Raw genomic sequence first — 12,620 nt, 5'->3', positions numbered from 1 at the left:
TTCTCATTGCGGAGTTACTTACGAAGATTTCTCCTCCGTCGAAATGACAAAAAATCGGAATAAAATCTGCTTAAATCTTTTTTAAATCTGCGTGAAAAAATATTTTGCCACAGATTAAAATAAATCTGCTCAATCTGCAAAACCTGCGTGAAAAATAAATAATTATGAAAACTATATCATACCTAAAATATTTCGCAACTCTTTTATTAGTGCTTTGTAGTTTTACATCAAATGCACAAATCCTGCGTAAAAGAACGACACTGCTTATGGGCGGTCGTTTTGATATCAGCATTGTTGCCAAAGATTCTCTCACAGCAGAAAATTCAATTGATACGGTTATTGCAGAAATTACAAGAATAGAAAACCTGATTTCTGACTGGAAACCAACTTCTCAGGTTTCTGAAGTAAACAGAAATGCCGGAATTGAGCCCGTAAAAGTAGACCGCGAGGTTTTTGAATTAACGCAAAGAGCGCTTCAGTTTTCGAAAATTACAAATGGTGGTTTTGATGTGAGTTTTGCCGCAATGGACAGAATCTGGAAATTCGACGGTTCGATGTCTACTATGCCTACAGAAGAAGCTATTAAACAATCTGTTGCAAAAGTTGGGTATCAAAATATTATTCTCGATAGTGTTCAATCGACTATCTTTTTAAAACTAAAGGGAATGAAAATTGGCTTTGGTGCTTTAGGCGAAGGTTACGCAACCGATAAATGCCGCGATATGATGCTAAGCAAAGGAATAACGGCAGGAATTGTAAACGGCTCTGGCGATATGACGGCCTGGGGAAAACAGCCAAATGGAAAAGACTGGAATATCGGGATGACAAATCCTTTTGATACTAATAAACTTTTTGCCGTGGTGCCTTTAAATAATGGCGCGGTAACAACATCTGGAAGTTATGAGAAGTTTGTTGTTTTAAACGGAAAACGATATTCGCATATTATCAACCCTGCAACCGGATATCCGTCTACAGGACTTTGCAGCGTTACTGTTTTTGGTCCAAATGCCGAAATGGCAAACGGTTTCAGCACATCGTTAATGGTTTTAGGAAAAGATGCGGGATTACAATTAATCAATCAATATCCGGAATATTCTTGTGTTATGATTACGGATAACGGGAAAATTATCAAATCGAAGAATTTTAAGATCGCTAAGTTTCATCCTAAAATTTAAGTGTAATCCCTACGGGATATTTGTTTGGGCATTTATTTTTTTTCTACCGAGATGTAAATCCTAGCGGATTATTTTTATTTATGATATTATTTTACTGATATCAATCATTATTTTATCATAATCAAATTAATATCAAAAGACAACTAAAGCGGTCGGTTTGTCATTTCGACGGAGGAAAAATCTTCGCGAGAAGCTCGACAAAGATTGGCGATTTTGATTGCGGAGTTTCTAGTGTGATTTCTCGTTCCTCGAAATGACAACTGCACCGAATATTCTGAATGACAAAGATTGGCGATTTTGATTGCGGGAGCTTCTAGTGTGATTTCTCGTTCCTCGAAATGACAAACTTTGTAGACTATTGTTAATGAGGTTGCTTCGTTCCTCGAAATGACAAACCGCACAAAAATATTCTTATGAAAACTAATGCCCTAGCCCCGATAGAAGTGGAAATCCTTTTGTGGCGGGGTTCGCCACAAAAGATTGGAACGTATAGCGGGATTAGCTCCTGAAAAAAAAAGTTTTTATAATCAATGCGGTATATAAATATTAAACGTCGCCCCTTTCATTGGTTGTCCACTTGCGCTGATAAAACCATTGTGATTCTCAACTATTTTCTTTACAATGGCAAGACCAATTCCGGTTCCTTCGTAAACATCTTTGCTGTGTAATTTTTGGAAAACACCAAATATTTTTTCATTGTGCTGAGGATCAAAACCAATGCCGTTGTCAGCAAAACGAATATGACAGTATTTTTTATTTGGAACTAATTTTTCGTCCAACTCTGCCCCGTCTGCTACACGACTGCTAATTTTTATAACTAAAGGTTCGTCTTCTTTGGCAAATTTAATCGAATTGTAAATTAAATTTTCTAATAGCTGCATAAACTGAAACGGAATAATACACGCCAATCCGTGCAAATCGGTTTCGATTACAGCATTTTTTTCTGAAATATTTTCCTGTAAAGCTTCGTGAATATCTGCAATAATTTTATTGAGATCAATGGTTTCAAAACTACGGTCGACAATAGTGGTGCGGGAAAAAGTAAGCAAACTATTGATTAATTCTCGCATTCTGTTTGTTGAATAGAGAATTCGGTTGAACTTTACTTTTCCGTCTTCAGATAAATTCGGAAACTCATTTGAAAGTATCAAATTCGTAAAAGTCTGTATTTTTCTTAAAGGCTCCTGAAGATCATGACTTGAAATATAGGTGAAAGCATCCAGTTCTGCATTTTTCTTTTTGAGTTCTTCGGCATGTTTTTCTATTGCCGCATACTGAGCCTCAAGTTTGGTATTGGCTTTTAAAATGATTTCGTTTAAAGCTCTGGTTTCTTCTTCCTTGGCACGCAGTTCCTGATTTTTTCTGAATAATTCTGTAAAAACCATTACTTTGGCCTGCAAAATTTCCGGAGATAACGGTTTAATCATATAATCTACCGCGCCAGATTGATATCCTTTAAAAATATACTCGTTTGTATTCATGTTGGCGGTCAGGAATATAATTGGTACATGCTTTAATTTATCGCTTTGGCGGATGAGCTCAGCGGTTTCAAAACCATCCATCAAGGGCATCTGCACGTCCATTAATATAATTGCAAAATCCTGATTTTTCAATAGAATTCTCAAGGCATCTTTTCCGGAAGATGCCTCGACAAATTTGTAACCTCTGTCGGCGAGAATTACCTGTAATGAAAGCAGATTTTCTTTTTTGTCATCTACAATCAAAATTTTGATTGGATTATCTGCAATGTTACTTTTCATTGAATATCTTATTTAAGCCACACACGCATCAACGTGGATAATTGTTCAACATTTACAGGTTTTGTCATATAATCTGAAGCTCCGGACTCGATACATCTTTGTCTATCGCCTTTCATTGCTTTTGCTGTTACCGCAATAATGGTCAAATCTTTATGTTTTTCATCTTTTCTAATGCGTTTCATGGTTTCGTAACCGTCCATTTCCGGCATCATGATATCCATTAAAACAATATCAATAGAATCATCTTCATTTAACATATCAATCGCTTCCTGACCGCTTTCTGCACTTATTACATCAAGTCCGTAACGTTCTAAAGCCGTGGTTAATGCAAATAAGTTTCGAACGTCGTCATCCACCAAAAGTACTTTTTTACCTTGTAATACATCTTCTTTCAAATAGAAAGACTCAATTCTTTCGCGCATTTGTTCCGGAAGTTCCTTATGTACACGATGCATAAATAATGCCGTTTGATCTACAAGTTCATCCAGAGAATCTAAGCTTTTTAAAATAATACTATGCGCAAATCGGTTTAATCTGGCCCTTTGTTTATTATTTACATCTCCTGCAGAGTGTATAATAATTGCGGTTTCCTGCCCTGCAATATTATTCTCCAGATCTGTAATAAGTTCTAAACCGTCTGCATCTGGTAAAACCAAATCTAAGATAATACAATCAAATGATTTTTTGCTAATTAAAGTAACCGCTTCTTTGGCTGTTTTTGCACTTAAAACCTGAATATCGTTTCCACGTACAGCGTCGAGTATTCTTTGAAGATCGGTTTCATTATCATCTACAACCAGCAGATTTTTTGTTTTCTTGTTTTTAAAGTCATGAATATCATTAAAAAGATTCGTTAAAGATTCATTTTTAACGGGTTTAAGAAGAAAGTTTCTTGCGCCACGTTTAAGGCCTTTGTTTCTTTCATCTTCACCGGAAATAATATAAACCGGAATATGACGCAGATTAAAATCGGTTTTTAATCTGTCCAGAATTTTCCAGCCGCTCGTATCCGGCATGTTCAAATCCATCGTAATCGCATGCGGATGAAACTGATTGATAAAGTCTATAACATCGTTTCCTTTTGTAGTAACAATAGCTTTGATGCCATTATTATGCGCTTGTTCGAGCATGATTTTGGCAAAAGTCAAGTTATCTTCTGCAATCAGCAACACTTTATCATCAGGTTTTATATCGGTTCTGTCATCGCCAACTTCATCAACAAAGAACAAATCAATATCAGATCGATTAAATCTTTCTGACGGCAACGATTTAATTCGGCCTTTTACATCTTTTACATCTTTATCTTCATTTACATCAATATTCTCTATTTCAGCAATATGAACATATTTTAAAGGAAGGAATAAGGTAAATTTACTACCAATATTGGTTTCACTTTCCAGTTCGATACTTCCGCCTAATAAATCAGAAAGTCCGCGGCTAATCGATAATCCTAAACCTGTACCACCATATTTACGGCTTGTAGAACCTTCTGCCTGTTGGAAAGCTTCAAAAATTATGTTTTGTTTTTCTTTAGAAATACCAATTCCCGTATCAGAAATTTCGAAAGCAACCACCGCTTCTGCATTTTCAAGACTTATATTGCTTGTTTTCCAGTTGTTATCGGCTTTGTAAATTTTCAGTTTTACTTCTCCTTTTTCGGTGAATTTGAATGAGTTTGAAAGTAAGTTTTTCAAAATCTGATTCAATCGCTGCGAATCTGTTTCAATCAATTCAGGAAGGTTTTCATCCATAATAATATTGAAACGCAAATGTTTTGCTTCTGAAATCGGGTTGAAAGTCGACGCCACAAACTGGCTGATTTCATCAAAACTAATTGGGTTATAATCAACAGAAATATAACCTGATTCGATTTTTGAAAGATCCAGAATGTCGTTGATTAACTGAATAAGGTCATCTCCGCAAGAGTTGATCGTTTTGGCAAACTGAATTTGTTTTTCGGATAAATTTCCGTCGCGATTCGCAATTAATTCATTCGCCAAAATCTGCAAACTGTTCAGCGGTGTTCTTAACTCGTGCGACATATTTGCAAGGAATTCAGACTTATATTTGGATGTCAAAGTCAGCTGATCGGCTTTTTCTTCCAATGCTTTTCTCGCCACTTCGACCTCCTGGTTTTTAAGCTCTACTTCTTCTTTTTGATTCGCTAATAAGAATGCTTTTTCTTCCAGCTCCTCATTTGTATTTTTCAATACTTCCTGCTGACTTTTAAGCTCGCTTGCCAACGATTGTGATTGTACCAATAATTCTTCGGTTCTTGAATTTGATTCAATCGTATTCAATACAATACCAATACTTTCTGTTAATCCTTCAAGGAAATCTAAGTGGGTTTCGCTAAAAGTATCAAGCGAAGCCAACTCAATAACCGCTTTTAATTGTCCTTCAAACAATACAGGTAGAATAATAACATCTTTTGGTTTTGCGTCTCCAAGTCCGGAGTTTATTCTGATGTAATCTTTAGGAACATTACTCAGAATAATTCTCTCTTTTTCGACTGCGACCTGACCAATTAATCCTTCGCCCATTGCATATTGCGTTGGCGAATTTTTTCGTTTGATGTAAGCGTAAGATGCAATCAAATTCAGTTTAGAATCCATGAATTCCTCATCTTCCTGCAGAATATAGAAAAGTCCGTGCTGAGCAGTTACAACCGTTGCCAGCTCCGAAAGGATTTTTTTTGTAACCGAATTCAATTCTTTCTGTCCCTGAAGCATTTGCGTAAATTTCGCCAAATTCGATTTCAGCCAGTCTTGTTCCTGATTACGCAATGTTGTCGCTTTCAGGTTCGAAATCATCTGGTTGATCGTATCTTTCAAGGCTTCCACTTCCCCTTTGGCTTCAACACCAATGGTTCGTGTTAAATCTCCTTGCGTTACCGCCGATGCTACCTCAGAAATCGCACGTACCTGCGTTGTTAAATTCGCCGCAAGCTGATTTACGTTTTCTGTTAAGTTTTTCCACGTTCCCGATGCTCCCGGTACATTCGCCTGACCTCCCAGTTTTCCTTCTGCTCCAACCTCACGGGCCACAGTTGTTACCTGATCTGAGAAAGTTGCCAGCGTATCAATCATTTCGTTGATTGTATCTGTTAATTGTGCCACCTCACCTTTGGCATCAATGGATAATTTTTGTTTTAAGTTTCCTTTTGCTACAGAAGTTACAACTTTCGCGATTCCACGTACTTGCGACGTTAAATTCGAAGCCATCAAGTTCACCGAATCTGTCAAATCTTTCCAGGTTCCCGCAACCCCTTTTACTTCAGATTGTCCTCCCAGTTTTCCTTCGGTACCTACCTCACGCGCCACACGGGTTACCTCAGATGAAAACGAGTTCAGCTGTTCCACCATCGTATTGAAAGTGTTTTTCAAATCGAGAATTTCTCCTTTTACGTCAACCGTAATTTGTTTAGAAAGGTCACCATTTGCTACGGCTTTGGTTACATCGGCAATATTACGCACCTGACCTGTTAAGTTAGAAGCCATCTGGTTCACCGAATCTGTTAAATCCTTCCAGGTTCCCGCAACTCCAGGTACGAACGCTTGCCCTCCCAGTTTACCTTCTGTTCCTACCTCTCTTGATACACGGGTTACCTCCGAAGCAAAACTTCGCAGCTGATCCACCATTGTATTTACGGTTTCTTTTAGTTGCAGGATTTCTCCACGAACGTCGGCAGTAATTTTCTTAGACATATCCCCGTTTGCTACGGCAATTGTAACCTCTGCAATATTACGTACCTGAGTGGTTAAGTTACCCGCCATTTGATTAACAGAATCTGTTAAATCTTTCCACGTTCCGGCAACTCCCGGTACATTTGCCTGACCTCCCAGTTTTCCTTCGGTTCCTACCTCACGCGCCACACGAGTTACCTCTGATGCAAACTCACGAAGCTGATCTACCATCGTATTCAGGGTTTCTTTTAACTGAAGAATCTCCCCACGAACGTCAACGGTAATTTTTCGAGACATATCCCCATTTGCCACGGCAATCGCCACATCGGCAATATTACGTACCTGAGCAGTTAAGTTACCCGCCATTTGGTTAACGGAATCTGTTAAATCTTTCCACGTTCCGGCAACTCCGGGTACATTCGCCTGACCTCCAAGTTTTCCTTCGGTTCCTACCTCACGCGATACACGGGTTACCTCAGATGCAAATCCTCGCAGCTGATCCACCATGGTATTAATTGTATTTTTAAGTTCAAGGATTTCTCCTTTTACGTCTACGGTAATCTGGAGCGATAAATCTCCTTTTGCTACCGCCGTTGTTACTTCGGCAATATTACGCACCTGACCTGTTAAGTTGGATGCCATTTGGTTAACCGAATCTGTTAAATCTTTCCAGGTTCCACCAACACCTTCCACCTGCGCCTGTCCTCCCAGTTTTCCTTCGGTACCAACTTCACGCGCCACACGGGTTACCTCTGATGCAAACGAGTTCAGCTGGCCTACCATCGTATTAATGGTGTTTTTCAACTCCAGAATTTCTCCTTTTGTATCTACGGTAATCTGGCGTGATAAATCTCCTTTTGCTACCGCGGTTGTTACCTCGGCGATATTACGAACCTGACCCGTTAAGTTGGATGCCATTTGGTTCACGGAATCTGTTAAATCTTTCCAGGTTCCGCCGACACCTTTTACTTTTGCCTGACCTCCCAGTTTTCCTTCAGTTCCTACCTCAAGTGCCACACGAGTTACCTCTGATGAGAATGAGTTTAGCTGATCCACCATTGTATTGATGGTTTTCTTCAGCTCCAGAATTTCCCCTTCGGCAACGGCTGTAATTTTTTTGGATAAATCTCCATTTGCCACGGCAGTTGTTACCTCGGCAATATTACGCACCTGACCCGTTAAGTTCGATGCCATTTGGTTTACAGAATCGGTTAAATCTTTCCAGGTTCCACCAACCCCTTTTACTTTTGCCTGACCTCCCAGTTTTCCTTCTGAACCTACCTCACGTGCCACACGAGTTACCTCGGCACCAAAAGAGTTCAGCTGATCCACCATCGTGTTAATCGTATTTTTAAGCTCCAGAATTTCTCCCGCAACGTTTACTGTAATTTTTTTAGATAAATCGCCTTTTGCCACAGCTGTTGTTACCTCGGCAATATTACGCACCTGACCTGTTAAATTCGATGCCATTTGGTTCACCGAATCGGTCAAATCTTTCCAAACTCCCCCGACACCTCGCACTCTTGCCTGACCTCCCAGTTTTCCTTCAGATCCTACCTCTACCGCCACACGGGTTACCTCAGAAGAAAATGAATTCAGCTGATCCACCATCGTGTTGATCGTATTTTTCAGCTCCAGGATTTCTCCTTTTACGTCTACGGTAATTTTTTTCGAAAGATCTCCTTTTGCCACCGCCGTGGTTACATCGGCAATATTACGCACCTGACCTGTTAAGTTCGATGCCATTTGGTTCACGGAGTCGGTCAAATCTTTCCAGGTTCCTCCAACTCCTTTTACCTGCGCCTGTCCACCCAGTTTTCCTTCGGTTCCTACCTCTCTTGCTACACGGGTTACCTCAGATGAAAATGAATTCAGCTGATCCACCATCGTGTTGATCGTATTTTTTAGCTCCAGGATTTCTCCTTTTACGTCTACGGTAATTTTTTTAGATAAATCTCCTTTTGCTACCGCGGTTGTTACATCGGCAATATTACGTACCTGACCGGTTAAGTTACTTGCCATTTTATTTACAGAGTCGGTCAAATCTTTCCAAACTCCACCTACACCTCGCACTTTTGCCTGACCTCCCAGTTTTCCTTCTGTACCTACCTCACGCGCCACACGGGTCACCTCCATCGAGAATAAGTTCAGCTGTTTTACCATTCCGTTTACCTCTTTTGCAATTCTGAGGAACTCTCCCTGAAGCGGATTTCCTTCAATAGAAAGCGGCATTTCCTGAGATAAATTTCCTTTTGCAACCGATGTAATTACGTGTGCAATTTCAATAGTTGGATGCACAAGATCTGAAATCAAAGTATTTACAGAATCTACACAAGAACTCCACGAACCTCTGGCGCCATCAAGGGCTACACGATTGGTTAGTTTTCCTTGTTTACCAATGCTTTTTCCCACTTTTTGAAACTCAAAAACCATTCGTTCGTTAAGATCAATAATTTCATTTAAAGTATCACAAATCGAACGTTTTACACCGCTTTGATCTGTTGGAAAACGCTGGGTAAAATTTCCGTTTTTAACTTTAATTAAAATCTTTAAAAATTCAGCATCTGTTAAAACAGATTCTTCGAACTCTTCAGTTGCTTTTTTCATAATTCTTTATAAAATGAATTAAAATTTATCTTTTGGGTATCGGTTTCAGTTTTCAGTTCTCAGTCTCAATCTTTCGTCTAACCTCTTTCTTCTTTCTTCTAACTTCTTTCTTCTAACTTCTAACTTTCTCACATGCTTTCAATCAAAATCTTTCTTAAATGAAATTGCACAAAGGCATCCATAGAATCAGATCTTTTGGTATTGTCATTATAATTTAGAGGTTTTATGATATAACCCGAAATTCCAAGTTTTTCTGCAGCAAACCGATCTTCTCCTTCAGAAGAAGTGGTCATTATAAAAACTTTCATTTTTTTCAGTTTTTCATCTTCCCGAAGCACTTTCAAAAACTCTATTCCGTTCATTCTGGGCATGTTAATATCCAAAAGAATCACTTGCGGATTCAGGTTTAAGTCGGGATCGCGCAACAGTTTTAAGGCCTCGATACCGTTGTAAGCGGAATGAAGTTCATATTCGATTTCTAATTTTTTTAATGATCTTTCTACACTAATAATGTCGAGTTCATCATCTTCTACTAATAAAATGGTCGGTTTTTTCATAATTCTAACTATTTCTCCAGGTAAAAATAAATTCTGTACCTTCTCCAACTTTAGAGATCACAATAATATGTTCTTGTTGATCGTCTATAATTTTTTTTACAATTGCAAGTCCAACGCCTGTGCTTTCCTGCTCGTTTTGTTCGCGAAGTGTCTGGAATATTTCAAATATTTTTTGGTGATACTCTATTGCAATACCAATTCCGTTATCTTTTACCGAAAACTCGTAAAAATGAGAATATTTTCTACAGCTAATTTCAATAAGGGCATCTTCACGACTGGTATATTTTACGGCATTACTAATTAAATTAGCAAAAACCTGTTCGAGTTTTATTCGTTCTGTAAATAATTCGGGCAAATGGCTTATTTCTAATTTAAAGTTTCTTGGCACAATCGAATCGGCAATTTCATGCACCAGATTGTTGGTATCAATGTGTTCTGGCGGAACTTTAATATTTAATCGTGCATAATCTAGCAAACCATTAATCAGGGCTTCCATTCTTCTGGTTTTCTGCGGAATAATAGCTAAATATCTTTTTAGTTCAGGAGAAAGTTCTTCATCCAAATCTTCTTCAATCCAGGTTATTACGTTATGAATTCCACGTATAGGCGCTTTTAAATCGTGAGAAACGACATAAGCAAACTTATTAAGTTCGGCGTTTCTGTTTTTTAATTCGTGGATATTTTTATCGAGTTTGCCGGACATGCTGTTTAATGATGATGCCAAAGCGGTTAATTCATCATTTCTGGTATCTTCAATACTTGTGAATTTTCCTTTAGAAATATTTTCGGCGAGACTCACCATCGAAGAAATTCGTTTGGTCGTAATTTCCATGATATAAAACGTACTGGAAACCCCTACTATAATAGTCAAAGTAAGGAAAATGAGAGAAAAAATTCGCGTGTGCCTGAGAGAAATAAGCAGCTCTTCACTGTGATGTTTTCTTCTTTTATATTCTATTCGGTCGAATCTTGTGAACTTTTTGGATATATCGTCGTTGATTTTTTTGCCAATGTGTTTTTTTAGTGAATTTTCGAAGAAATTATTAAAAGAACTTGAGCCTTCTTTTCTGGCCCGAATGAGTTTTTCAGAATAATGAAGCCAATTATTATGAAGTGTATTAATCGAATCAAAAATAACGCGCTGCGAGTTATCATTGCCAATACGCAAATTTTGCTCGTTTACTAAAAGCGGAACAATTTTAAGACCTTTAAAATATGAATCTAAAAAAACATGATCATCTGTAAGCAAATAACCTCTAAAGGCACTTTGCATTTCGATAATCGCTTTATGGGTTTTGTTTGAAGTACGGATTATTTCTTCTGACCTGGCTAGAAAATGGGAGTTTAACTGCACTTTTTTTGACATCATATAATTGGTATATGAGTCTGCAACAGAGAGCAAAATTATCAGTGTAAATGCTAAAAGGATTTGGGTGGATAATTTCATTTTCGAAAATTAAACATATATATGATTACTCTGTACTTATTTCTGTAAATAAAAATAGTAAAAAAAAACAGATAGCTATACTTAGTTTTTTAAGTTATCTGTTTTGAGTAAAATTATATAATTCGAAGAAACTAAAAATTTACGCAAGCTTTGATTCGTAAGCATACTTTCTTAAAATTTGTTTTAAGTCGTTAAAATTATTTGGTTTCGAAATATAATCGTGAGCCCCAAGCTGTTTTGCTTCTCGTTTAATATCTTCAAGCTGTGAAGTCGAAAAAATAATAATTGGAATTTGCTGTAGTACTTCCTGTTTTTTTATTTCGGTCAAAAGTTCTAAACCGGACATAACAGGCATATTGAGATCAAGAAAAATTACGTCTGGTTTTATTTCCATCATTAAAAGCTTATGGTAAGCTTCGACAGGATCATTTATTCCTGTGTATGAAGAATGAGAAACCGCATTAAGTGCTTCCATAAACAATTCGCAATCATCTAAATCGTCATCGATTTGAAGAAACTTTTTATAGGCCATTGGTTTTATTAAATTTTTGGAATCTTATTAGACATTATATTAATATCTTTTCCTGCTATTTGTGGTATTAATTAAGCCTCACTTTATAAAAAAATCATGATGCCAATAAATAACGTTTATGCTTATTGCTCCTTATCAAATGTAATAATTTAATTATTAATATAACTATTAACGGGCAAAATAAATATCACAATAGAACATTTGGTTGTAAATAATTCCTGATTTTACTAAAAGAATAAATTTTACAGTTTTTTTTGGTTTTTTATTAAATAACTATTTCAATTTCTCTTTTTGAAAGCTAAATTTTTCTATTTCTTTCAAAAATTCGCTGTCAAAATTAGTATATGCTTTTAGTCTGTATTTTTTATCTCTTGCACGCATGACAAAATGAATTTTTTGAACCATAAGCCAGATTGGTTCGTAGCGTTTGTGTCCTAATAAATACTGAATTTGCAGGGTAGAAAATTTTCGTTTGGAAAGCGTCATTAATTCAATACAAATCATCCAGTGCCTAAAGGGTAAATTGGAATTCTCCATTACGGTTCCTGAACGAAGTCCTATTCGGCTGCCACATTTTTTACATTGAAATTTCAAATCTGTTTTTCGAAAAGAGTGCTGGTCGTGTCCGCATTTTTTACAATCCAGACCGTTTTCAAAACGTTTGTTTTTAAACTCTTCGATACAGGTTTCTTCGTCTGGATATTTTTCGAAAAACTCACGTAATTCCATTCTTACAATTTATATTTTACGATTTAAATATAAATCATCAAACACGAATTTTACTAATTATCACTATTTTTTGTTCGTGCAATTAATTTCACAAACTACGCTATCTATTAAAATTTGTGCAAATTCG

The 12,620-nt window shown here is 37.1% G+C and carries 6 protein-coding genes and 1 pseudogene; 1 reads left to right on the top strand and 6 read right to left on the bottom strand.

The features are described 5' to 3' along the window. The first annotated feature begins 164 nt into the window (after window positions 1–164). A complete protein-coding gene (locus tag SD960_RS00110; RefSeq protein WP_318800126.1) occupies window positions 165–1,175 on the top strand; it encodes an FAD:protein FMN transferase in 1,011 nt (336 codons plus the stop codon). 527 nt (window positions 1,176–1,702) lie between these two features. Here the strand turns inward: SD960_RS00110 and SD960_RS00105 are convergent. From SD960_RS00105 to SD960_RS00080, 6 genes and pseudogenes are all read right to left on the bottom strand, one after another. Then, window positions 1,703–2,935: a response regulator gene (locus SD960_RS00105; RefSeq protein WP_318800125.1), complete on the bottom strand. Its 1,233-nt coding sequence runs from the start codon at window positions 2,933–2,935 to the stop codon at window positions 1,703–1,705. An 8-nt stretch (window positions 2,936–2,943) separates the two neighbouring features. Beyond that, window positions 2,944–9,228 (bottom strand): HAMP domain-containing protein, encoded by a 6,285-nt coding sequence (locus tag SD960_RS00100; RefSeq protein ID WP_318800124.1) that lies wholly within the window; start codon window positions 9,226–9,228, stop codon window positions 2,944–2,946. Window positions 9,229–9,356: 128 nt separating this feature from the next. Continuing rightward, window positions 9,357–9,785: a response regulator gene (locus SD960_RS00095; RefSeq protein ID WP_318800122.1), complete on the bottom strand. Its 429-nt coding sequence runs from the start codon at window positions 9,783–9,785 to the stop codon at window positions 9,357–9,359. 4 nt (window positions 9,786–9,789) lie between these two features. Further along, window positions 9,790–11,232, bottom strand: coding sequence for an ATP-binding protein (locus tag SD960_RS00090; RefSeq protein ID WP_318800121.1), 1,443 nt, complete (start codon window positions 11,230–11,232; stop codon window positions 9,790–9,792). A 139-nt stretch (window positions 11,233–11,371) separates the two neighbouring features. Next, a complete protein-coding gene (locus SD960_RS00085) occupies window positions 11,372–11,764 on the bottom strand; it encodes a response regulator (RefSeq protein WP_318800120.1) in 393 nt (130 codons plus the stop codon). A 282-nt stretch (window positions 11,765–12,046) separates the two neighbouring features. Beyond that, window positions 12,047–12,502, bottom strand: a pseudogene (locus tag SD960_RS00080) (transposase); the annotation flags it as partial. Between the last annotated feature and the right edge of the window lie 118 nt (window positions 12,503–12,620).

Source organism: Flavobacterium sp. MMLR14_040, from assembly GCF_033657265.1.
In the GTDB taxonomy this organism is placed as follows: Bacteria; Bacteroidota; Bacteroidia; order Flavobacteriales; family Flavobacteriaceae; genus Flavobacterium.
This window is presented reverse-complemented; position numbering and strand designations above follow the sequence as displayed.